Source organism: Rhodococcus sp. KB6, from assembly GCF_001445685.1.
GTDB classification, from domain to species: Bacteria; Actinomycetota; Actinomycetes; order Mycobacteriales; family Mycobacteriaceae; genus Rhodococcus_F; species Rhodococcus_F qingshengii.
This window is the reverse complement of sequence record NZ_LNAK01000154.1, coordinates 46,403-69,066: the sequence shown is the minus strand read 5'-3', so window position 1 is coordinate 69,066 and position 22,664 is coordinate 46,403. Positions and strand designations below refer to the sequence as shown.

The 22,664-nt window shown below is 64.6% G+C and carries 17 protein-coding genes, 1 pseudogene and 1 riboswitch; of the genes and pseudogenes, 9 read left to right on the top strand and 9 right to left on the bottom strand.

What is annotated here, in order from left to right; translation table 11 throughout:
- Nucleotides 1-52: 52 nt before the first annotated feature.
- The 6 genes from ASU23_RS35000 (at nucleotide 53) to ASU23_RS27760 (ending at nucleotide 4,508) form a co-directional block, all read left to right on the top strand.
- On the top strand, nucleotides 53-262 hold the full coding sequence (locus tag ASU23_RS35000) for a TetR/AcrR family transcriptional regulator (RefSeq protein ID WP_172827107.1): 210 nt from the start codon (nucleotides 53-55) through the stop codon (nucleotides 260-262).
- A complete protein-coding gene (locus tag ASU23_RS27780; RefSeq protein ID WP_172827106.1) occupies nucleotides 259-660 on the top strand; it encodes a TetR/AcrR family transcriptional regulator in 402 nt (133 codons plus the stop codon). Before ASU23_RS35000 ends, ASU23_RS27780 begins: the two co-directional genes overlap by 4 nt.
- A 16-nt stretch (nucleotides 661-676) precedes the next feature.
- Nucleotides 677-814, top strand: a riboswitch (cobalamin riboswitch).
- Between the two features lie 115 nt (nucleotides 815-929).
- Nucleotides 930-1,937 carry an iron ABC transporter permease gene (locus ASU23_RS27775; RefSeq protein ID WP_047269567.1) on the top strand — a complete coding sequence of 336 codons (1,008 nt, stop codon included), beginning with the start codon at nucleotides 930-932 and terminating at the stop codon, nucleotides 1,935-1,937.
- The gene (locus tag ASU23_RS27770; protein ID WP_058039151.1) at nucleotides 1,934-2,752 is read left to right on the top strand and encodes an ABC transporter ATP-binding protein; all 819 of its coding nucleotides are present in this window, start codon (nucleotides 1,934-1,936) and stop codon (nucleotides 2,750-2,752) included. Before ASU23_RS27775 ends, ASU23_RS27770 begins: the two co-directional genes overlap by 4 nt.
- Entirely contained in the window at nucleotides 2,749-3,810 is a 1,062-nt protein-coding gene (locus tag ASU23_RS27765; RefSeq protein ID WP_058039150.1) for an ABC transporter substrate-binding protein, read from the top strand. Before ASU23_RS27770 ends, ASU23_RS27765 begins: the two co-directional genes overlap by 4 nt.
- On the top strand, nucleotides 3,807-4,508 hold the full coding sequence (locus tag ASU23_RS27760; protein ID WP_058039149.1) for a (2Fe-2S) ferredoxin domain-containing protein: 702 nt from the start codon (nucleotides 3,807-3,809) through the stop codon (nucleotides 4,506-4,508). Before ASU23_RS27765 ends, ASU23_RS27760 begins: the two co-directional genes overlap by 4 nt.
- 330 nt (nucleotides 4,509-4,838) lie before the next feature.
- Here the strand turns inward: ASU23_RS27760 and ASU23_RS27755 are convergent, their stop codons facing one another.
- The 5 genes from ASU23_RS27755 to ASU23_RS27735 form a co-directional block, all read right to left on the bottom strand.
- Nucleotides 4,839-6,284, bottom strand: coding sequence for an aldehyde dehydrogenase (locus ASU23_RS27755; RefSeq protein ID WP_003945530.1), 1,446 nt, complete (start codon nucleotides 6,282-6,284; stop codon nucleotides 4,839-4,841).
- Nucleotides 6,285-6,288: 4 nt separating this feature from the next.
- Entirely contained in the window at nucleotides 6,289-7,458 is a 1,170-nt protein-coding gene (locus ASU23_RS27750) for a hypothetical protein (RefSeq protein ID WP_058039148.1), read from the bottom strand.
- A gap of 1 nt (nucleotide 7,459) precedes the next feature.
- Nucleotides 7,460-8,647, bottom strand: a complete 1,188-nt coding sequence (locus ASU23_RS27745) for a phosphotransferase family protein (RefSeq protein WP_058039297.1) — start codon at nucleotides 8,645-8,647, stop codon at nucleotides 7,460-7,462.
- A gap of 139 nt (nucleotides 8,648-8,786) precedes the next feature.
- Complete coding sequence (locus ASU23_RS27740) at nucleotides 8,787-9,674, bottom strand: ROK family protein (protein ID WP_007734524.1); 888 nt, start codon at nucleotides 9,672-9,674, stop codon at nucleotides 8,787-8,789.
- A 4-nt stretch (nucleotides 9,675-9,678) separates the two neighbouring features.
- The gene (locus tag ASU23_RS27735) at nucleotides 9,679-10,449 is read right to left on the bottom strand and encodes a bifunctional 2-polyprenyl-6-hydroxyphenol methylase/3-demethylubiquinol 3-O-methyltransferase UbiG (RefSeq protein ID WP_003945692.1); all 771 of its coding nucleotides are present in this window, start codon (nucleotides 10,447-10,449) and stop codon (nucleotides 9,679-9,681) included.
- Between the two features lie 173 nt (nucleotides 10,450-10,622).
- Here ASU23_RS27735 and ASU23_RS27730 point away from each other — a divergent pair, with 173 nt between their 5' ends.
- Nucleotides 10,623-11,837, top strand: a complete 1,215-nt coding sequence (locus ASU23_RS27730; protein ID WP_058039147.1) for a glycosyltransferase family 4 protein — start codon at nucleotides 10,623-10,625, stop codon at nucleotides 11,835-11,837.
- Here ASU23_RS27730 and ASU23_RS27725 read toward each other — a convergent pair.
- Nucleotides 11,784-13,523, bottom strand: a complete 1,740-nt coding sequence (locus ASU23_RS27725; protein ID WP_058039146.1) for a hypothetical protein — start codon at nucleotides 13,521-13,523, stop codon at nucleotides 11,784-11,786. The genes ASU23_RS27730 and ASU23_RS27725 overlap by 54 nt on opposite strands.
- Nucleotides 13,524-13,556: 33 nt before the next feature.
- On the opposite strand from ASU23_RS27725, the gene ASU23_RS27720 reads away from it, so the two are divergent.
- Nucleotides 13,557-14,783 carry a lipopolysaccharide biosynthesis protein gene (locus ASU23_RS27720; protein WP_007734534.1) on the top strand — a complete coding sequence of 409 codons (1,227 nt, stop codon included), beginning with the start codon at nucleotides 13,557-13,559 and terminating at the stop codon, nucleotides 14,781-14,783.
- Here the strand turns inward: ASU23_RS27720 and ASU23_RS27715 are convergent.
- Nucleotides 14,764-15,720, bottom strand: a complete 957-nt coding sequence (locus ASU23_RS27715) for an ABC transporter substrate-binding protein (protein ID WP_058039145.1) — start codon at nucleotides 15,718-15,720, stop codon at nucleotides 14,764-14,766. The genes ASU23_RS27720 and ASU23_RS27715 overlap by 20 nt on opposite strands.
- Before the next feature lie 169 nt (nucleotides 15,721-15,889).
- Nucleotides 15,890-17,023, bottom strand: a complete 1,134-nt coding sequence (locus ASU23_RS27710) for a DUF3068 domain-containing protein (protein ID WP_007734539.1) — start codon at nucleotides 17,021-17,023, stop codon at nucleotides 15,890-15,892.
- Nucleotides 17,024-17,239: 216 nt separating this feature from the next.
- On the opposite strand from ASU23_RS27710, the pseudogene ASU23_RS33625 reads away from it, so the two are divergent.
- Nucleotides 17,240-18,355: pseudogene (locus tag ASU23_RS33625) on the top strand (acyltransferase family protein); the annotation flags it as partial.
- Here the strand turns inward: ASU23_RS33625 and ASU23_RS35370 are convergent.
- Nucleotides 18,313-22,647 carry an alpha-(1->3)-arabinofuranosyltransferase gene (locus ASU23_RS35370; RefSeq protein ID WP_058039144.1) on the bottom strand — a complete coding sequence of 1,445 codons (4,335 nt, stop codon included), beginning with the start codon at nucleotides 22,645-22,647 and terminating at the stop codon, nucleotides 18,313-18,315. The pseudogene ASU23_RS33625 and the gene ASU23_RS35370 overlap by 43 nt on opposite strands.
- Nucleotides 22,648-22,664: the final 17 nt, after the last annotated feature.

The following is a 22,664-nucleotide window of genomic DNA, read 5'->3' as shown; positions in this document are numbered from 1 at the left end:
CTACACAATTCTCGGTATCGGCGTCGCGGCTGACAACTCGCATCGGAGGACCGTGTCGACTCGGCGGAAAAGGCCCTCCCAGCAGCGCTCGAGGGCTACCTACGACGCGATCCTGGAGGCAGCTACTCGCGTTTTCGCTTCGGAAGCCATCGCAGCGACCACCAACCGGATCGCTGACGAAGCAGGGGTGTCGGTGGGCTCGCTCTACCAGTATTTCGGCGACAAGTACGAGATCTCTCGGAGTTGGCGAACCGTCACGTGAGTGCTGCGCGGGAGAGTTTTGCGCTCTGCCTTGCCGACATCGTCGAGCGTGAGCTCTCCCCGGACGAGGCCGTCCGGATGTTGGTGGAGTGCGCGGTCGAAGTGAACAGTAAGCCGCGAGAGTTCTTTCACCTGCTCTACGATCAGGTTCCGCGTACGCGTGAGCTCATCGAGCAGGTCGAAGAAATGAATCGTCAACTGGTACTAGGCTTTTCGGAGTGCCTCCAGAGCCACGGTTTCAGTGCGGAGGATGCGTTGCTGACATCGCGGCTGACCGTGACTGCCGTGGACAGTCAGGTGCATCGGGTTGTGCTGGAATCGGATTCACCCGAAGAACTTCGAGTGCGAACGGAAGCCGTCGTGCGGCAGACGAGATCGATGATCGCGTCGGAATCCTGATCCGGTGTGCGGAATGGTGACCACAGTCCGTTATGGTTCTGACGTCATCATCGAGGTAATGGGAAGTCGGTGCAATTCCGGCGCGGTCCCGCCACTGTGAGGTCGTCCCTGCGTCGACCGTAGCCAGATACCACCCTCGTTGACGTTGTGTCATGCCACGAGGATGGATCGGTCACACCATGAATGCTGTTGGCGGAGCTCTGTCTCCACCTACCCACCTGCCTCCGCCGAAGGCGGGTGCGCCGCGAGGACGGCTCAGTCCGGGTATCGTGCTGCCCGCTCTGCTGGTCGTCACCGTGCTCTCTGCTGTGTGCGCGTTGGCATTCGGATCCGAGATGCTCCCCGTGTCCACTGTGGTGGACGTGGTGCACTCGCGCTTCGGAGGCCCACCCGTCACGCGTTCCGAACTTGCGATCGTGTGGGGGATCAGAGCACCTCGGGTACTGCTCGGTCTGGCCGTCGGCGCTGGTCTTGCCGTCGCCGGCGCGGTGGTGCAAACCCTCGTCCGTAACGCTCTTGCCGATCCCCACCTGCTGGGAGTGTCGTCCGGCGCGAGTGTCGGTGCCACCGCCGTCATCACCACCGGACTGTTCGCCGGCGCGGGAGTGTGGGCGCTCAGTTTCGGCGCGATGATCGGGGCGTTGGGAGCTGCGATTCTCGTCTTCACCATCGCGACGCTGCAAGGCGGTATCACTCCACTGCGATTGGTTCTGACCGGCACCGTTACCGCATCCGCCCTGTCGGCGATCGCGAGTTTTCTGGTGCTGCGTACCAATGATTCCCAGGCCGCGCAGTCCGTATTGTTCTGGCTCCTGGGAAGTTTGGCCGGGGCATCCTGGGACAAGTTGTGGGCGCCGGTCATCGTTGTGTTCCTGCTGACGGCAGCGGTGTTCGCCCTGCACGGTTGGCTGGATGCGCTGGCGGCCGGACCGGACGTCGCGGCTTCGCTCGGTATTCCCGTCCGAACCCTGCGAAACGTGCTGTTCGGCGTGCTGGCAGCGTTGGTCGGCACGATGGTTGCAGTGTCCGGCGCGATTGCCTTCGTAGGCTTGGTCATACCGCACGTCACACGCATGCTCGTCGGAGCCAGACATCGAGTGGTGTTACCGGCGGCAGCACTGATCGGCGCGTCCTTCCTGGTATGGGTCGACGTCGTGGCGCGGACCTCGTTGCGGCCGACCGAGATCCCGCTGAGCGTGGTGACCGGGGTGATCGGGGCCCCACTGTTTCTCCTGCTTCTCGGCCGTCGGCGCTACCGATTCGGTGGCAGTTCGTGAGCGCCCGAGCCCTGGCGCTGACCGCGTCCGGAGTCGTTGTCCGCATCGACCGTCGAACCATCGTCAAAGGCGTCGACATCGCGGCCGACGCCGGCGCAGTGGTCGGCGTGGTTGGTCCGAACGGCTCGGGCAAGTCGACGTTCTTGCGTGCTCTCGCCGGTCTCGGGCCGATCGCCGGCGGTGACATTCGTGTCGGCGGCGAGTCCGTGCACGCGATGTCCGCGCGGTCGAGGGCCAAAGCCATTTCCTTTGTGGCGCAGGAAGAGCAGAGCCCCGCCGATTTGTTGGTTCACGAGTACGTGAGTCTGGGCCGCACGCCACATGCAAAGCCCTGGAGCGTCGGTGGAAAGCACGAGAATGCCGTCGTCGATCGTGCTCTGGGCGAGGTCGGAATGATCGAGCACCGGTTCTCTTCGATGGACACGCTTTCCGGCGGTGAGCGTCGGCGGGTGTTTCTCGCCCGAGGTCTCGCGCAGGATGCCGGTGTGCTCATCCTCGACGAGCCGACCAATCATCTCGACATCCGGCATCAACTCGAACTGCTCGATCTGGTCCGGTCGTTGGACCGGACGGTGATCATGGCACTGCACGACCTCGATTTGGCTGCGGCAGTGTGCGATCGGGTGCTCGTGCTCGCGGATGGAGTGGCCAGGGCGTTCGGACATCCATCCGACGTACTCACCACCTCGGTGGTGGCAACTGTCTTCGGCGTCGAGACTTTCGAGCTCGTGAACCCCGCGACAGGCCGTTCACACCTCGTATTCGAATCACGAAATTCTCAACTACAACAATCATTTTCGGAGAGTGCACTTTGATACATGTCAAGACCCGCGCGTCGTTCGGTGCGGTTGTAGCCGCGACAGCGTTGTTGACAGTTGCCGGCTGCTCGGCAACTGCACCGGTGGACGAAGCTGCAGACAAGACTTCGGTGACATTGGAGAACTGCGGGACCGAAAGCACTTTCCAGCTTCCGATCGAGAACGTCGTTGCGACAAGCAATGCGGCCAATATCGGCACCATTCTCCGAGTCGGCGGTTTGGATCGTCTCGCGGCAGTCGTGTTGAACACGAACAACGACGCGGTCATGGAGTCGATGTTCGGCCCTGGAATTGCGGATGTCCCACACCTGGACGGAACGATCACGATGGAGACGATTCTGGGTAAGCAGGCGGACCTGGTGGTCGGCTCCTACAGTGGCTTGTTCAAGGGAGCCTCCGGTGTGACGCCGGAATCGCTGCAGAGCAACAACATCGATGCATATGTGATCTCCGATAGTTGTCGGCAGAGTGCCGCAGCGGATTCCGCGCTCGGCACGATGGGTCCGTGGGATGCCCTTCGTGCGGACGTGACCAATTACGGAAAGCTGTTCGGAACCGAGGACACCGCCGCCGAGGCATTGACCGAATTGGATTCACGTTTGGCACGTCTGGAGTCCGCGCCAGATGCCGCCGACAAGCCGAAGGTGCTGATCTACGACAGCGGTGAAGAAGATCTGTACACCAGCGGAGGCAACGGAGCCCCCAACGGAATCATCGACGTCGCCGGGGGAACCAATGTGTTCGCCGACGTCGACAACACCTGGTTCAAAGCGAGCTGGGAGACCGTCGCGAAGTCAGAACCCGACATCATCGTGATCATGGACTACAAGAAGAGTGCCGACGAAGTACAGGGCAAGATCGACGCGATCAAGAGCCGAGAAGGCCTGCGTGACCTCGACGCAGTCAAGCAGAACCGTTTCGTCGTACTCCCGCTCGCCATGTTCACCAGTGGGTTCCCCAATATCTACGGCGCGGAACAGTTGCGCGCGAAGATCGAAGAGTTCGGGCTGGCTCCGTCGAGCAGCATCGACTGGACAACCGCGCCGTCGGCATGAGCAACAACCAATGCTCGCGTCGGGTGATTGTCGTCTTACGGCCGACTGTCAGCGGCCTGGACGAGTCGGCCGCGCGACGGATGTTCGACGCTGTTCGGGCCGGCACCGACGCCGACGTTCGTATTGCGTACCTCGATGTCTCCTCGCCGAGCCTTCACGAGGAACTCGATCGAGCCCATGTCGATGACGTCGACAAGGTCGTGTTGATTCCAGTTGCGGTGCCGAGGGATCGGTACCTGCTCACGTGGACAAGCAAGGCGGTTGCGAACTGGCGCGAAACCCGAATCGACGCCGAACTGGAAGTGACGCTCCACGAATCGGAAACGCTCGAAGGTGCGGTGGCCGCGCAGGTGATCGATGAACTCGGCGCGGCCGGAAAGCCGATCACTGCCAGTCCGGCGTCGTATCGCAGTCCGGCGTGGTCCGTGATCGAGCAGCACGATAGGCATCTGTTGGTGTGCAAGGGCCCCCGCTGTATGGCGTACGGAGCAGGACCGCTTCACCGGGCCATGAGTGCGGCGGCCAAAGGCACTTCGGCAAAGGTGACCGGAACCGGTTGTCTGAGCCCGTGCAACCTGGGGCCGTTGGTGATCGCGAACCCCGGCGGCACCTGGTTCGGGCACGTGGACGCCGGTGACGCTGAAGCATTGGTCGCAGGTCAGGAGAATCAATTGGAGGATCACGTTCTGGACCGGTAGATATAGGTCGGCGAAACAGAGAACCCGCTGAGCGCGAAGTGCGCTCAGCGGGTTCTGTTGTCCTGTCTCAGGAACCGAAGGGAAGGGTTCCCGGCGGGATCTGGTATCCACTGCTGCCGACGGAGGCGCTGCCCCAGAGTGCGAGGAAAGCGTTGATGGCGTTGGTGAGCATATGAATGTCCTTTGTGAGATGACTGATTCGTTTTCGACGGTACCGGGTGGATCTGTGGATTCGCTGGGAGTTGGCACCCATTTCATGGGGCTGGCACCCGTTCCGGCAGGTCGGAACGGGTGCCAACTGTCAGCAAAGGGTGCCAACTCCCGGGTGGGTCAGCCCACGTAGCCGGGCGGCATGAGTACGGACTTGGTCTCGCAGAAGGCTTCGAGACCCTCAGGTCCGTTCTCGCGACCGATACCGGAGTTCTTGTAACCACCGAACGGTGATCCGGGATCGAAGGCGTACCAGTTGATCGCGTAGGTACCCGTGCGGATCTGCGCGGCAACTTCGAGTCCGTGATCGATGTCGGTGGTCCACACCGATCCGGCGAGGCCGTAATCCGAATCGTTGGCGATCTTGATGGCCTCGTCCTCGGAGTCGTACGGGATCACCGAGAGAACGGGTCCGAAGATCTCCTCGCGTGCGATGGTCATCGAGTTGTCCACGTCGGCGAAGATCGTCGGCTCGACATACCAGCCCTTGTCCAGGCCGGCGGGGCGTCCACCACCGAGTACGACGCGCGCGCCTTCTTCCTTACCCTTGGCGATGTAACCCTCGACGCGCTCGCGCTGCTTCTCGGAGATCAGCGGGCCGAGTTGTGCTGCGGGATCGGACGGATCGCCGACGGTCATGAAGCCTGCGGCGGTCTTCATTCCCTCGATGACCTCGTCGTAACGCGAACGGGGAGCGAGGATTCGGGTCTGAGCGACACAGGCCTGACCGGTGTTCATCAGGCCGGACATGACGAGCATCGGCATTCCGGCGGCGATGTCGGCGTCCTCGAGGATGATCGCGGCGGACTTGCCACCCAGTTCGAGGGAGCAGCGCTTGAGGTTCTGTGCGGCGATGGCACCGATCTTGCGGCCGACGGCACTGGATCCGGTGAACGTGATCTTGTCGATGCCCGCGTGAGAGACCAGGTATTCGCCGGTCTCGGCTCCGCCGGGGAGCACGGAGATGACGCCTTCGGGAACGCCTGCCTCGGTGAAGATCTCGGCGATCACGTGGACAGAGAGAGGGGATTCGGGTGCGGGCTTGAGCAGTACGGTGCAGCCGGCGAGCAGCGCGGGGGCCAGCTTGTTGATCGCCAGGAACAGCGGGACGTTCCAGGCCAGCACGGCGGCGACGACGCCGACGGGCTCACGGGTCACCTTGGTCTGCCCGAATGCGCCGGTGCGCTTCTCTTCCCACGCGAACTTGTCGGCCAGCTCGGCGTAGTAGCCCAGCGTCGCCATCGACGGGGTCTGCTGCATCATGCCGACCATGGCGGGCGGCTGGCCCATCTCGTTGGAGATGAGCTGGTTGATTTCCGCGCTGCGCTCTTCGATCAGCTTGGCGGCCTTGGCGAGGATCGCGCCGCGCTCGGCGGGGGTGGTGCGTGACCACGGTCCCTCGAACGCCGCGCGGGCTGCGGACACGGCCGCGTCGATGTCTGCCGGTGCTGCGATGGGACAGCTGCCGACGCGCTCCTCCGTTGCGGGAGAGAACACTTCGAGTACCTGGTCGGTGGCCGGGGCCACCCATGCTCCACCGATGTAGAGCTTGTCGTAGTCAGTCATCAATTCATTCCTCGGTGTTGTCGGTCGCCGCGAGGGCATACGCGTCGTCTGCCTGTGCGGTGTCGGTGAAACTGGTGAATCCGTATTTCTCGTGCGGTCCGATGGCGGCTACCTCGAAAAGGCCGGTGCCGGTGTTGGTGTTCGTGCCTTCGGTGAGAGTGAAGGACGCGAGATTGTCGACGGGGGAGAACATGCGTTGGAACGGTTCGATCTCGTGGACCTTGTGGCGGAGCCCTTGTACGACGAGTTCGCCCTGCCACATTCCGTGACGCCAGTCCTGTTCGAGTCCGTAGCCGGTGCCGATTCCGATGTAGTTGGCCAGCAACAGTTCGCAGGTGACGGTCAGGACTTCACCGCCTGGCCGGTGGAAGGTGATGGTTGCTCCGGTGACGTCGCGGGTGTCGGGGCAGAACGTCAGTTCGTGTTCGGGCCGGCCGAGCCATTCGTTGTCCCTGATTTCGTCCGGCCACACTCGCATGGCCTCTTCGACTATGCGCCTGCCCTGCTCGTCTTCCTGCATGATCACCGAGATCGTGAACTCGTCGAACTGCATGACCGCGTAGATCCAGAAGAAGTTCTGGATTCCGTCGACGGCGCGTCTGCCTTGCGGTTCGGCTTCACCGACCGGACGCACACCCCACGAGCGGTCGCGGTTTCCCCGCCACGTCTTCGGGTCGATCGCGAACTCCTCCCCGTCGACGGTGAGCGATCCGGTCCAGGTTCCGGTCTGCAGGAAGCGCGAGGTGTCGAACGTGACCCGTTCGAGTTGGCGACGAAAGTGCTTGGGCTCGAGCGCCGCCGGGATGGTGGCGTCGAAGGTGATGTCGAAGGAGAGATCGTATTCGCTGCCCGGTTCGAGGACGACGCGGAGCTTCTGCAGTCCTTCCAGCACTTCGATGCGCAAAGGTCCGACGGTGGTGTCGGTACGGTCGGCGCCCAGTGCCTTCGACATACGGGCAACGATGTGGTCGTCACCGCGGCGCAGTACCGCGAAGGCGTCCATGACGCCGAGGTTGGGGTACTGGCCGAGTCCGACGATGAGGAACACGTCGGGGGATTCGGTGGGGTAGCAGTTGAAGTAGTAGCGGTCGTAGAAGTTTCGATCCGAGGTGGCTACGTGACGGATCGGTTCGGCGATCTGGTGAACGGGGTAGTCGTCCATCGGTGACAGCATGTCAGGCCAACCTCTCCCAGTAGGTACCGTCGAGCATCGCGGCGAGCGAAGCGCGGTGCATGATCATGTCGTCAGGGTCTTCGGGTCGCTGCGACTGGCCGAAGGCTATGGCGCGGGCCTGGATTCGCCACATGATCACCGCCTGACGCAGTGCGGCATAGGTAACGTAGAACTCCAGATCGTGTGGGGTGTGGCCGGTGATCTCGGCGTAGGTCTGCGCGAGATCCGGCAGTCTCAGGAAGTCGGGAAGGCCGGGTAGGTTCGCCAGTCCGGCGATGTCCTCGAAGAACCTGTGCAGGAACGCCATCCAGCCCAGATCCATCTCTCGTGGGCCGAGAGTTGCCATTTCCCAGTCGAGTACGGCTACCGGCGCGAAGTCCTGGTACATGACGTTACCGATGCGCGAGTCGCCCCAACAGAGCACCGCCGGCGAATCGTCCGCGGGATTGTTCTCCTCGATCCAGTCGAGGGCACGTTCGATGAGCGGTGATCTGATCCCGTCGGAGACCACCCACTCGTAGTACGCGCGCTGCTCGGCGATGTGCGCCGTGAATGCTTCTCGTGCAGTCGTTCCCGAATTCGGGAGTCGGAGGAAGTCGAAACGCTCACCAGGTTTGTCGATGGCATGCAACTTAGCCAGGACGTCGACCGAGCTGCGCTGGAGGGTCTTTCGCTGCTCGGGGGACGCTTCGGTGACCCACGATCCGAAGTTGTACGGCATGACGTCTGGCGGCACGTCGCCGGAGATGCGTTCCATCACGAAGAACGGCGCACCCAACGCGTGCGGGTCGGATTCGGACCAGTACACCGCGGGCACAGGTACCGCCGAGTGCTCGCGCACCTGAGCCATGGTGCGGAACTGGGATTCGAGATCGTAGGCAGGAAAGACCGGCATGGTCGATTCCGTCGGTGCCACCCGAGCGACCAAGGGATGATGTTCGCCGTCCCAGGTGGCGTCGAAGAGGATGGTTTCGCTGGACATGCCGTTGGCTGCGGGCAAGGTGACGTCGGCGACGGTCACAGTGGATCCGCTCGGCACCTTGCCGGCCATCCACCGTTCCAGGCGCTCACGGAGGTCTTCGGTGTCGCGGAGGGAATCGCTCGGTCGGGCGACCTGGGCGTGATGCTCGGTTTCATCTGACGAAGAAGCAGTCGAGGCAACGTCAGATGAGGAAGCGTCTGGGCTCACGGTCACCTCCTTCCCGTAGGCGTCACGTGCGATGCCCGTAACGGTGTGAGTCAGAACACTAAAACACGTTACAGAAATTGGGAACAGGTGGCACCCGTTTAGTGGGACTCCCTGCGGATTTATCGGGGAAGAACGCGTGTCAGATAACGGCGGTGAGCGCGAGCAAGCCCGCACCGGTCAGAGTTCCGGCGCCACCCAGCTCGGCGGGAACGATCCGGAGCCCGGCGACGAACGACAAACGGGCATGTCGGGCAGCCGCGTCGAGCATCGGTTCCCACAGCGGTGTACCCGACTGGGCGAAACCGCCGCCGATCACCGCGAGGTCCACGTCCAGGAGGGCAGCCGCCGAGGCGATGGCGCCACCGAGCGCCGTGCCTGCACGGTGAAGCGCGTCCACGGCGATCGCGTCGCCGCTGCGTGCACCCTCGGCTAGTTCACGGCCGGTGTTCCCCGACCAGCCCTGGCTACGAGCCCATCGCACCGCGGACGGTCCACTTGCCACCGTCTCGAGGCAGCCGACGCCCCCGCAGCTGCACGGTTCGGCAGATCCTGGAACGACGATGTGGCCGATGTGACCGGCGTTCCCCGTGCGACCCCGAGCAATCTCACCGCCGAGAACGATTCCTCCGCCGATTCCCGTCGAGACGACCAGGCTCAGGAGGTTCGGGGTTCCGCGTCCGGCGCCGTGGTGGAACTCCGCCAATGCCGCTGCGGCTCCGTCCATTGCGAGGGCGGTTCCGGCATCGGGAAAGACGCTGCGGACGCCCGCTACGAGCTCGAATCCCTGTGCCCACTCGGTGATGTTGATGGGAGCGACGACGCCGGCGACGGTGTCCACCGGCCCGGCGCACGCGATGCCGACACCGTCGACCTCTCGGCCGTCTGCGACTCGTTCGAGCAGCGCCGCACAGGATCCCCACGGGTCGGTCTGCGGCGTCGGAACGCTGTCGAACACGGGAACGCGGCCGTCCTCGGACACGACCCCGGCAGCCATCTTGGTACCACCGATGTCGACTGCGAGGCGCATGTCGCTATCGCTTTTCGAGAACCACGACGAGGTTGCTCACCAGGAACTCCCGCAGACCGGGGACTCGGACCATCCACCACGCCCACGACGGGTGGTAGCGCGGGATCGCGGCGAGCAATGTGCCCTGGCTGGTTCCACGGGCCCAGCGTAAGCCGTCCGTGGCGCCGACTTTGAACAACGAGACCCCGAATCTGTTCTTCGGTTCGCGTCCGGTCTTGCGTAGGTACCGCTTGGCTGCGTACTCGCCCCCCAGCGCGTGCCACGGTCCGGTTTCGTGGCCGCCGAACGGACCCCACCACAGGGTGTACGAGAGAACCATCAAGCCGCCGGGCTTGGTCACGCGCAGCATTTCCTCGGCCATCAGCCAGGGCTCGCTGACGTGTTCGGCCACGTTGGAGGAGAAGCAGATGTCCACGGACGAGTCCAGGAACGGCAGTGCCAAACCGGATCCGCGCACCGCGCCGCCCACCGTCAGACCTGCTGCGTGCATCTCCGACGGATCGGGTTCGACGGGAATGTAGCGGGCACCTGCGGCCTGGAAGACCTCCGCGAAATAGCCCGGACCGCCGCCCACGTCGAGGACGGTGAGACCGTCGAGGGATCGTCCGGTGTGACCTTCGTGCAGGTCCGAGATCAATTCGACGGAGTCGCGCGCGAGCGCGCCGTAGAAGATGTCGGGCGCGGACTGCTCGTGGCGGAAGTCGCTGAGCAGGCCGAACGAGCGTTTCAGGGTTGCCCGTCGGCCGAAAATGCGGGTCACTGCGGGCTTGGTCACGGGTAGCAACTTTAGCCACTGGGGCACCCGGTCCACGAACACCGTCAGGAGCGCGGCAATACGGACGCTCGAACAGTTAGGGTGTTCGGCAGGGTTACCGGCCGGTCAGGCGGGGCATCCCGCAGGATCGCCCGAACCGGGGTGGCCACCGACCAACTCAGGGAGTAACGCACGTGCGCGAGGTTCTGTTGCTCTGCTGGCGCGATACCGGGCATCCCCAGGGCGGTGGAAGCGAGCGTTACCTCGAGCAGGTCGGATCCCAGTTGGCCGAGCGCGGTATCAAGGTGACGCTGCGGACGGCGTCGTATCCCGGGGCGCCCGCGTCGGAGGTTCGAGACGGCATCACGATCAGCCGGGCCGGTGGACGTTTCAGCGTGTACCCCCGCGCTCTGGCCGCCATTGCCGCCGGACGTCTGGGTTTCGGATCGCTCAAGGGCATTCGCCCCGACGCGGTGATCGACACTCAGAACGGCATCCCCTTCTTCTCCAAGACCGTGGCGGGTGCGCCGGTCACGCTTCTGGTCCATCACTGCCATCGTGAACAGTGGCCGGTGGCAGGCAAGCTCGTCGGCCGGATCGGCTGGTGGGTCGAATCGCGATTGTCACCGCGCACCCATCGACGTAGTCAGTATCTGACGGTGTCGCTTCCCTCAGCGGAAGAATTGGTGGACCTCGGTGTCGAGCGCGAACGAATTGCCGTGGTGCGTAACGGTGCCGATCGGCTCCCCGTCGGCGTCGACGCGGGTGGATCGATCACCAGGGCCGAGCGTCCCACCATCTCGGTTCTCTCACGGCTGGTGCCCCACAAGCAGATCGAGGACGCACTCGAAGCGGTCGCAGCCCTGCGGCCTACGCTTCCGGACATCCATCTCGACGTCATCGGTGGTGGTTGGTGGGAGCAGAACCTGCGCGATCGCGCCGCCGAGTTGGGGATCGGTGACGCCGTCTCGTTCTACGGCCACGTCGACGAGGCTCGCAAACACGAACTGCTGGCGCAATCGTGGATCCACCTCATGCCTTCGCGGAAGGAAGGGTGGGGCCTGGCGGTCATCGAGGCTGCGCAGCACGGTGTTCCGACGATCGGTTACCGCAGTTCGAAGGGTCTGACCGACTCGATCGTCGACGGAGTGACGGGCCTTCTGGTCGGGGGCGAGAACGCCGGCGAGGGCGACATCGCCGATCTGACGCAGGCTGCCGGCACTCTGCTCCGCGACCACGAACTCCGCATGGTGCTCGGTGAGAAAGCTCGCGTGTGGTCCGGTGAGTTCTCCTGGGAACAGACCGGCACCGGAGTGCTCGAGGTGCTGACCGCGCACAAGGACGGTCGGTGGGTCTCAGGACTGGCCGCGCCGCGCGAGTCGAATTCGGTTCTGGTTCAGTCCGACTGAGATCAGCGCGATCGCACCCATCAGGACCCACGCGAGATGCGCAGCGATGACGGCAGTTCGGGCACTGGTCGAGGCTTCCTGCGTGGCAATGTCTCCCGGTACTCGGAATAGCGCGAGATCGTTGTCGGCGAAGACCTGTTCCAAGCCGTCGAGCGTGGTTGCCGAGTTGCCGAGTTGACCTGGTGTCCCGCGCTCGATCAGTACCCATCCGACTCCGAGATCGGCCAACTGCGTAGGACTTCCGCCGGCCAGCAGTAGGTCCTCGACCCGAGTTGCCCGAGTCCCCTCGCCGCCGACAGCACCACCGGCAACCACCAGTTGGCCGGTCTGCAGCACGTCGAGGGGTAGGAAGCGTGGTGCTGGATCGAGTGCCGGCGCATCACCGCTGTAGGGGAAGGCGCGGAACATCCCGGCGGGAAGCACTGCAACGTCACCGGTTTCGTCTCGTAGTTGCTCGGCCACCACGGTCCAGGACCCGGGATAGTGCACGGGCTTCAACGCGCCGCCAACGCCCCACACCAGATCCGGTAGCGCCACGATTGTCACCACGACGGCGGCGATCGAGAATGTCGGGCGGGGAAGGGAGAACCGATTGCCCGCCCACATCACCGCGGCGGCGGCAGCGAGTGCGTAGAACGGTACGGCCAGCGCGACCCACTTCTGGGCGTCACGCAGTAGACCGGCGCCGGTGAACACCTCGACCGACCATCGGCCGACGTCGAGCCCCCACGGAGTAGCGCCCAGGGTCGGAGCGAGCACCGCGAACAGGGCCAGTAGTCCGAGTCCACCGACAACAGGATTCCGGCGTCGGCGCCACAGAGCGGGCACACCGGCAAACACCACGACAAGCAGAAGAACTGTTCCGACCAACGCGAAGAGTGTTGTGCGCGTGGACGGTACCGCTGCCGAGTTCCAGATACCGCCGAGCCCGGCGACGCTGCCGAGCGTCGCGAGTCCCGGTTCTGCTCGGGCGGCAAAGGCGGCGACTCCCGCTGGATCGGAACCGTCGCCTGCTGCTCCGGATACGAAGGTGGCGACCAACCACGGCGAGGCGGCGACGAGGAACAGCCCGATAGCGCCGCAGACACGCCGCATGGCCGAGGTTCGGCCTCCTGGGGTGGCTACCACCACCAGCGCGGCTGTCAGAGCGAGCAGAGCGCCGGTAGGTGTCAGACCCGCGTATGCCAGTGACGCGGCCAACGCCCACCAGGACCCGGGCGTGGCTCGGCGAACTCCGATTCCGGCACACACGATCCACGGCAGTGCGGCATAACCGGTCAGCAGGCTCCAATGTCCTTGTAACAGGCGCTCGGCCACGTAGGGGTTCCAGAGCATCACCGTCGACGCGACCAGTTGTGGACCGAGACCGGCCGTCGGCAGCAGGACGGCGACCATGCGCGCCGCACCCCAACCGGCGAGCCAGAGCGCCACGAGCAGGATGAACTTGACCACCAGTCCGCCGTCGATCACGGTGCTCAACGCTGCGATCAGCGCGTCCTGGGGAACGGCGCGGGCTGCGGCGTCGGTGAGTCCGAGGGCGGAGTCGGTCAAGTACGAGCGCGGCGTGCTGACGGCGTCGCGCAGCAGGAGGTAGCCGGGGCCGAGCAGCGGTCCGAGGATCAACAGTGCCAGCGCCAGGCTGTACGCCGCAGGCAGGTAACGGCGGTATCCGGCTTGCACTGTCATGACGCGCACGATACGTGGTGCATCATTACTGCCATGCCTCGCCAACCACTCGATCGCGCCGCCGCGGCCGGGGTCGGCATGGTTTTGGTGGGATCGATGACGGCCAATGTCGCGTCGTACCTGTTGGCATGGTTGGCCAGCCGATGGTTGGGTCCGGTCGGCTACGGCGAGTTCGCGAGTCTGCTTGCCGCCCAGTTGGTACTTGCGGTTCCGGCTTTGGCGTTGCAGACGGTGGTCGCCCGCGAGGCGGTGCGTGGCAAGAGCACAGATGCGTTGCGGTCGTTGGGGTATCGATGCACCGCGATCGTCGCCGTCCTCGCGGTGGCGCTCGCTCCGGCGATGGCGTGGCTGCTCGACACCGGAATCGTGGCGTCGTTCTCGGCATTGGTGACTGCGCCCATGTTGGTTCTACTGGCAACGGAGCAGGGGTTGTTGCAGGGTCACGGTCGGTTCGGCACTCTCAGTGCCGTGCTGGCCGGAGCCGGGGTGATGAAAGTCCTTCCGGCAGTGATCGTTCTGGCTTTCGGTGGCGGAGCAGGCGCGGCATTGGTCGCCGGCGCGGCCGGAACTGCGTTGCTGGTGGCGATAGTTCGAGTGGTCGACCGAACCGTCTCGGTGAGCGAGGACCGTCCGGTGCGTATCGGCGTCGTCTCCGTGCTCGCGGCGTCACAAGTCCAGCTTGCGTTGATCGCGTTGTCTTCGCTGGACCTGCTGATCGTCCGCGTCGTCCTCAGTGAGTACGACGCCGGTGTCTACGCACTCGGCGCCGTCGCGACGAAGGTGGCGTTCTGGCTGCCACAGGCAGTGGGCGTCGTGCTGTACCCGAAGATGGCGAATCCGGCGCACTCGGCGCAAGCGGTTCGCTCGGCGTTGGCGGTGCTCGTCGGCATCGGCGCCGTGTTGGTTCTGGGGGCGGCGGTTGCCGGCCCGCTGGTGCCGATGCTCGTGGGCGACGCGTACGCCGCCGTGGCTCCGATGCTGTGGGCCTTCGCCCTGCACGGTGCAGCGCTAGCGGTACTCCAGGGTGCCTTGCTGTCCGCAATCGCGTCAGAACGCACGCGAGTGGCCCTTCTGGCGTGGGCAGGACTGGTTGTGGAGGCGACGGTCATGCTGGTGTGGGCGAAGACGCCGGGAGAGTTGATCGGCGTTGCCGTGGTGGTTGCGTCGACGACGGCGTTGTCGGTGTCCGTCGCCGCAGTGCGAAGTGCCGACCGCGCCCGGCCGGCACCTCACACCGGCGTCAGTTCTCCAGACGCGTGAACAAATCGTCGAAGTAGTCGAGCGTACGCATCGCGGTGTAGACGGATCCGTAGTTGATGTTCCCGCCCGTGTAGACGACGTTGTCGCCTTGTACTGCGCGGATACGGTTCCACATCGCGCGGTCGTTGCTGACGGGATCCACGCCGGGCGCGGTGGTGACGATCATTCCGTCGGCCGAGTCGAGAGCAGTCACGAGGTTTTCGGTAGAGATCTCCTTCTGTCCCTCGACCGGCCACTGGAGTTGGACGCCGAGGTCTTCGGCCACCTGTGTGGAGATGCCCTTGCGGTTGACGCCGTTGACCTTCTGATTCACGTAGTTCAGCAGCACGATCTGCTTGCTCGCCAAGCTCGGGGCGTGGCGTTCCTTCAATCCGGCTGCCTTGTCCTCGTACGCTCCGATGACCTGACGGACGTCGGGGTTCTCGGTGCGATTCAGCCAACTCGCCAGCTGATCGATGTTCTCGCGCCACGGGCGCGTGAAGTCCATCGGAAGCACAGGCGCTGTCTGGCTCAACTGCTGTAGCGGCCACATGTCGGAGGCCTCACCGATGTCGGTGCAGATGATCAGGTCCGGTTCCAGCGCGAGAATTGCCTCGACGTTGACCGGTGCCTCGAACACCTGTGCCGTGGGATCGGCCGGAACCCACGGCTCGGCGGCGTCGAAGCTGTACGCGATGACCGGCAGGCCCATCGCAACGGCTGGTTCGAGGTCGAGTCGGGAGTCGATGGCGACGACGCGTTTCGGTGTCACCGGAATGTCGTAGGTTCCGAGCGAGGTCGTGACCGTGCGCATCCCGGCCGAATCGCCCTCGGTACCGGCGGACCTCGCGCAACCGGCGGCGAACAGCCCGGAGAATGCAGCCGTGCCGACAACAAATCTCCGTCGCGTCAGATCGCTGACACAGATGTGCGAACCCAGAACTGTTGATGCGGGCATGTGGCTCCTCGTGTTCGGGGTGGTCTGGACTTCCAGAAAACGCTAAGCCCGCAACCACGCGGAGGGAACGACCCGTTGCGCCAATCCGTACGCCGATCCGGCAACAAAGCCCCGAAACGCAGCAGAGCGCCCCTTCCGTGTGGAAGGGGCGCTCTGCTTACTGTCTGAATCAGTCCTTGCGCAGATCCGGACGCGGAATCACCTGAGTGTCGTCCGAGGTCCAGTCGTGCTCACCCGGAGCCGGCTCGGGCGAGCCCTGGCCGCTGGGATTCTGGTTCGTTCCGCCGTGTGCAGCGCGGGCCGGAGTTCCGCCCTTGCCGCCGCGAATGCCGAGGAAGATACCGGCGATCAGCGCGATGACACCGAGGACACCTGCCACGATCGGGACTGTGCGGCCGAACAGCGAGAGCTTGTCCATGCCGTCACGTGCCTGCTGGACCTGGTACTCGATGGTTGCTTCGTCGAAGGGCAGCGTGACCTTGAGAACCTCGACGTCGACCGAGTCCTTGTTGCGTCCGTAGTACTGGTGCAACTGCTCCTGGCCCTTGACGACGACGCCGGTCTTGGGCTCGACCCACAGGTCACGGACGTTGGTGTACCAACGCGTCATCGTGATCGGAGTAGCGCCACCGGGAACGCCCCAGGTGTCGGCGGGCAGGCTCAGCTTGTTGGTGGGGGAGTTGACGACCTTCGACAGGTCGACGGGATCGATCGTCTGCTGGAAGTGGTACACCTTCAGACCGTTGATCTCGGTCTCTTCGACGAAGTCGATGTCCTTCGTGGCGCGAGCGTTCAGGTCGAAGTAGGGGTAGCTCTTCTGTTCCGTGTTGAACGGGAACTTGTACTGCAGACCGTCGCGGGAAACTTCTTCGGCGGGCTGGTCGCTGGACGTCTGGACGGTTCCGACGGGATCGTTGGTCGGCATAGAGCTGACGCGATCGAGCGTGACGCGGTCCAGGGTTGCGGTCAGCAGCCCGGTGTCGCCCTGCTTGTCGGTACGACGGACGGTCTGGCCGGCTTCGACGGTGATGATGTCCGCGTCGGACGGGTCCTGCGTGGTGACGTAGCGCTGAGCGACGATCGGCACGTTGGTGTCGACCTGTGCCTTTCCGCCGAGGAGGGCCGCCGAGTTGAGGACGCTACCGGTGCCTGTGGCGACAGTGGTCACCTCGAGGTCGAGTGGCGTCTTCTCCAGCTTGCCTACCGTGTAGGTAGGAATGAGGATGGCGATGGCCAAAAGGAAGGCACCGAGGCCCACCAGAATGCAAGGAAGTATCCGGCTCGGCCCTGAGCGTTCCGCCATGCTGTGACTCCTAACCCGTTAAGTCTTTCGAGGTTCCCCAACCGGCACAATATGAGCTGCGCAGATCGCATGGGGCCCCCGATGGACACCATGTGTGGCAGAACACTAACAGTCCACCGGCCCGGTTTGTCGCATGAGGGCATGAATTGGCCAGGCATTTTGTTGTGAGTCCCTGGTGGTTTCCCTCAATCGGCCTGGGGTGCACACTTATCCGTGATGATCAGTTCCACGAATTCCCCTCAGACGGTCCCGCCACAGGCTCGGGGCTTCGTTCCGGCTTTGGACGGTATGCGTGGATTGGCGGCGCTCGGTGTCCTCGTCACCCATGTCGCGTTCCAAACCGGTGAAGCGCAGTCCCGCGCGATCGGGCGCGCGTTCGGTCGACTCGATCTCGCCGTAGCGGTGTTCTTTGCCTTGTCCGGATTTCTCCTGTGGCGCCCCCACGCGGCAAAGGCCCGCGGAATCGGGCAACCGCAGCCGACGGTCCGATATTGGATCTCCCGTGCAACGCGAATCCTGCCGGCGTACTGGGTGGCGGTGGTGCTGATCCTGCTGTTCCTGCCCGGAGCCGGCGGGGGCTACCAGGTATGGCTGGCGAATCTCGGGTTGGCGCAGGTGTTCGTGCCGTTGACACTCACCGAGGGCCTCACGCAGATGTGGAGCCTGTCGGTCGAGGTTGCGTTCTATGTACTACTGCCGCTGTTCGCGTATCTGATGGTGCGACTACGCGGAAACTCGGCCCGGTTCCGGCTACCGCTTCTGCTCGGGGTGTCAGTGTTGGCGCTGACGTGGGCTTTCATTCCGATCCCGACTCCGGACGCCATTCACCACGACAACTGGCTGCCGGGCTACCTGCCGTGGTTCGGCGCAGGCATGGTGCTGGCCGAGTTGGCCGTGGGCCCGTCGACGTGGATGCATCGCCTCGCGCACCGGCGGGTGCTCCTGACTTTTGTTGCGTTTGTGGCCTTCGTTCTCTCGTGCACCGATCTGGCCGGGCCCGAAGGTCTGGTGCGGCCGGAGCCGTGGCAGTACGCGATCAAGATTGCACTCGGCGCGATCATCAGTTTTTCGTTGATCGCGCCATTGGTGTTGCGCGATCAATCGCAGCATCGATTCCTGGCGAGCCCGCTGGCGCTGGCAATCGGACGCTGGTCCTACGGCCTGTTCATCTGGCACCTGGCCGTACTGAACGCTGTGTTCCCCGTGTTCGGCATAGTTCCGTTCTCGGGCAGCTTCTTCTACGTCCTGGCGTTGACGGTCGTCCTGAGCGTCGCTGTGGCCTCGGCCAGTTACGCCTTGGTGGAGGAACCGGCGCGCGTCGCGGTGACGCGCTGGGAGAAGCGCCGCCATATCGGTGAACCGGCAAAGGGCAACGCGGCCAACCCGGTCACGACCAAGGCCACCAACATCGAGAACTGAATCGCGAACGAGTCGCCCACATAGCCGCCCGGTGCTCGCCACGGTCCGGTCGAGAGCAGCGTGATGCCGATCATCGCGGCCACGCCGGCGGTGCCGACGAGAATGCGTGCGGTCCGAGCCGGGCCGAAGATTCGCAGCGCGGCAAGTCCGAGGATCGAGCACACAACTGCGATCGCCGCTCCCACTCCGCCGCCGATGACGGTGGCCGCCGCGAGCACGCCGACCCATCCTGCCGCGACGCTGCGCCACGGACGGGGTGGTGTGAGGGACTTGGGCTCTCGGCGAGTGGGGACAAGTGCCGCGAACAGCAGCGGGATCAGCAACACGAGCCCGCCGAATATGCCGAGGCGGTACCAACGGTCGCTGGGGAAGTCGATGGTGACGGTTCCCGCGGTGCCTGCCGGCACGATCCAGCCCTGCTGCCAACCGTTCACGACCACCGGCGTCAGCTCGGAACCGTCCGGCGCCGTGGCGATCCAACCGATGCTGGTGCTCTCGGGATTGACGATCAGCTGATCGGTGGACGAGTTCGTGACGGTGAGTTCCCGGTGATTCGCCGTCCACGAGGTCGATTCGAGCGGTGTATTCCGTTGCGCGGCTGAAGGACCGACCGCCGTCAGATCGAGGTTGTCGACCGAGAATGCCGGTCCTGGTTCGACGACCACTTCGGGCTGGCCCGCCGGCAAAGTCGCCGAAGCGTCCAGACCGCACACACGTGCCTCGACGGGTGCGCCGGTCCGAAGTTGCGTCGCCGTCGCCGTGATCGAGGTGGGGAATTGCTGTCCGGCAACCGAAATGGTCGGGCCGTCGCCACAGGTGACGGTGACGGTGCGGTTGTCGAATGAGTCCGAGCCCTGCACTCCCGAACCGGCGATCGGGGTTCCGTCGGCACCGATGACGCCGACCTCGGCGAGGCCGGTGGGCTGCGCCTGGGCGAAGCCGAGCGCCGTCTGATCGAGGACCGGTTCCCAATCGGTGATGCTCAGGACGATCTTGTCGGTGACGAAGGGGGAGAGGGTAATTCGACTGGTTCGAGGCGTGTCGTCCGAGGGTTCGGGCAGCTCTCGCACCTGCGGCCCGTTGCCGAGATTCACCGCGACGCTGGTCGGCAGCGACGGCAGGGTGCCGAGTCCCCGGGTGATGTCCAGGCCGGTGACCAGGGTGGGCTCGGGAAGATTGAGAGTCAGCGTCGGTTTCGGGCCGCCCGGTTCTGTGGTGCTCTGCGGCGCCGACCACGTGGTGCGTGCGTCGCCGTCGGTGGCAGCGAAGGCAGATCCGCGTGTGTCGCCGATGTCGCTCGAACCCGAAGCCGTGATTCGGCCTGGGACGGCAAGCAGATCTTCTAGGGCGTTGCCCTGACGCGCTCGGACAGTCAGTGTCGGTGTAACGACTGTGTTTTCGGGCACCGTGAGCGTGCGCTGGAAGCGGCTCGGCTCTTCCGGTATCGCCATGAATGCATTGCTGCACCGCACGCGGTCGGTCGAGTCCGCGCACGCGTTGCGACCGGGGAACTCCTGGCTCAGATTCCAGGCGTTCACGGATGCGCCCGTCGGCGTATTCGGCAGGACCGTGTCGAAACGGATCGGTACGGTCTTCGGTGCGCTGCGATCGGAGAAGTCTTCGACGGAGAGTTCGCTGATGCCGAACTGTGTTCCAGGCGATCCGTTTTCGGTGTGAGTCGCTGTGATGCGTACCCACGGAGTGGTGCCGCCCGGGATCGAGACGGTGATGGGCTCACCGGGACGCTCCACCTTCACCGCTGTGCTGCCGTTCGGTGTCGAGACCTCGAGCCATTTGACGGGAGCTCCGATTGCCGCGGCACTGGTGGTCAGATGAAGCAACCCACTGGAAATCGGTGTGTCGAAGTCGATCTGCAACCACTGGCCCAGTGCGCGCTCGATGCCGTTGCTGAACCAGCCGGTGGCGGGATCGCCGTCGACCGTCGACGCGGGACTGCTCGACGGTGAAGTGCCGCCCAGCTGGGTGGCATCCGAGGCGGCGCTGGAGACGGTGATCGAAGCTCCGATCCAACGGCCTTCCACGAGAGGCGTGTTCGCAACCGGGTAGTCGGGCACCAGATTGTAGGTACGACGAGCGTCGTCAGGGGTGCGCAGGGCGGAACTGTGGTTGTCGACCTGACCGAAATCGGTTTCCCGATCGCGCGGTGTGTCGGTGACGGTGACAGAATCGACGGGCAGTCCCGCAGCTTCGGCGTCGGCGGCAAGAATCATCGGCCCGGTCCCCGGAACCAGCCCACTTTCGTGAAGTCGCACAGACGATTCCGGCCCACCTTGTATGCGCGGAACCTGGTTCAGGTCGACGGAGTACGGTCCGCTGACCGCCGCGGTGCCGTCGGGCGGGGTGACCTCGAAGATCTCGATGGCCGGGTAACCGGGGCGCAGATCGCTGTCCGCGACCAGCCCTTCGATCGGTTCGGGGCTGTTGTCCTCACCGAAGTGCGCGACTCGTTCGATTCCAGGAGAGCCTTCGACCGCCTGGTGCACGAGAATCGGCCTGGCCGAGCGCGACGTTTCGCCGTCGAGGTCGTTGCGCATCACCAGGTAGTGGATGCCCTGCCCCAGCAAGGTCTGTGCGAGGCCGTCCGACGGACGTCCGTCGGCGATGAGACGTTGCACCGAATCGAGCGCTCGGATGGCGCCGGGAGGGGTCAGCGGGACCGAGTCACGTACTGCCCACGGCGTACTCGCCAACGCCTGAAGCGGTTCGTCACGCGTCAGACCCCACACCTGGCTGCCGAAGGGCGCTCCCGGGACGACCAGGGCACGTTCGGCTTCCGATCCGGGGGAGGTGTTGTCCTCGAGCCACTGCGCCGCCTCGTTCCAGTACGAGGGGACGTCCGGATACGCACCGCGGGGAGCGAGCTTTCCCGTCCAGGCCAAGGCGGTCGAGAGGGTGAGGGCAACGAGGATCAGGCTGGTCAGTGCGACCATCGGTTCGCGCTCGGGATGGGCGAACGCGCGGCGCCATCGGGCGAGTGGAACCGATCCCGGCAGTGGCACTTTGGCCAGCAGGTGTGCGAGTCCGAGCACCAGCGGCAGACGGACCAACGGCTCGAGCTTGTGGACGTTGCGCAGCGGCGCGCCTGCCGAGTCGAGGAACAGGCGCACCGACTCCGACACCGGCGAGCTGAGTTCACCCACGTAACCCGCGGCCAGGCCGGTGATACCGACGAACAGGATGAGCGTCAGCCGGCCGCGAGCAGGCATGGACCGCATGCAGAGCCCGGCGAGGCCGGCGGCGGCAACCAGGCCGGTGGCGACGACTGCTGCGGGTTGGGTGACCAGGACGGCGCCGGCAATGCGTTCGGGGGAGACGAACGGGGTCCAACTGTCCGTGCCGCGAAGTATCTCGGCGAGCGATGCCCACTGAGTGGTGACACCGGCGGACTCGATGTAGTCGAGAAACGGTGGGCTGATCTTGCCGAGCAGAAGTAGCGGCACGATCCACCAGAGGGTGCCGAGAGCGACGAACAGCGCCCACCACGCGGTGAACGTCAGCCATGTTCGGTTGGGTTTGTGCGAGAGCCACCAGATGATCGCGACCAGGCAGGCCGCGGCGGTGGCGACGGCGTTGATCGAACCCATGAGTGCGACGGCAAGTGCGGATTGTGCGGCCAACCGCCTCAACCCCCGTGAGTGGTCAGGGAGTCCAGGGACCCCTTTTCCACGCACAGGGCCGAAGGCCAAAACCACCGGCAACAACACCCACGGCGCCAACATCATCGGCAGGGTTTCCGAGGAAATCGAACCGAGAGTGGTCAGCACGCGGGGAGAGAGAACAAAGGCAACCGCTGCGATGACGCGCGAACTACGGCTGCCGATTCCGAGAGCCTCGCCAACGCGGATGATGCCCCAGAAACCCGCGATCAGAAGCAGCGCCCACCAGATGCGCTGGGTGACCCACGGCGGAACGTTCGCCAACTCGCCGAGCGCGAAGAACGGCCCGTGCGGAAAGAAATATCCGTAGGCCTGGTTCTGAACCTGGCCGAGCGGGGCCTGACTACTCCACTGATGCGACGCGCGTTCGAGAAAACCGAACGGATTCTGCGTCAGGTCGTACTTGGTGTCAGCGGTGATCAGACCCGGCGATTGCAGAAAAGTGAGAAGAAACGCTACGACGGAGGCGCCGAACAGCCACCGCTTCGACAGGGGCTCTGCCGACGGGGCGGTGTCTACCGAAGACACCGCTGCGTCGGCGGAAG

Coding starts and splice junctions, on each gene's coding strand:
- ASU23_RS27760 (WP_058039149.1), top strand. CDS start 3,807: ATGAGCAACAACCAATGCTCGCGTCGGGTGATTGTCGTCTTACGGCCG.
- ASU23_RS27755 (WP_003945530.1), bottom strand. CDS start 6,284: ATGACTGACTACGACAAGCTCTACATCGGTGGAGCATGGGTGGCCCCG.
- ASU23_RS27750 (WP_058039148.1), bottom strand. CDS start 7,458: ATGCTGTCACCGATGGACGACTACCCCGTTCACCAGATCGCCGAACCG.
- ASU23_RS27740 (WP_007734524.1), bottom strand. CDS start 9,674: ATGCGCCTCGCAGTCGACATCGGTGGTACCAAGATGGCTGCCGGGGTC.
- ASU23_RS27725 (WP_058039146.1), bottom strand. CDS start 13,523: ATGACAGTGCAAGCCGGATACCGCCGTTACCTGCCTGCGGCGTACAGC.
- ASU23_RS27720 (WP_007734534.1), top strand. CDS start 13,557: ATGCCTCGCCAACCACTCGATCGCGCCGCCGCGGCCGGGGTCGGCATG.
- ASU23_RS27715 (WP_058039145.1), bottom strand. CDS start 15,720: ATGCCCGCATCAACAGTTCTGGGTTCGCACATCTGTGTCAGCGATCTG.
- ASU23_RS27710 (WP_007734539.1), bottom strand. CDS start 17,023: ATGGCGGAACGCTCAGGGCCGAGCCGGATACTTCCTTGCATTCTGGTG.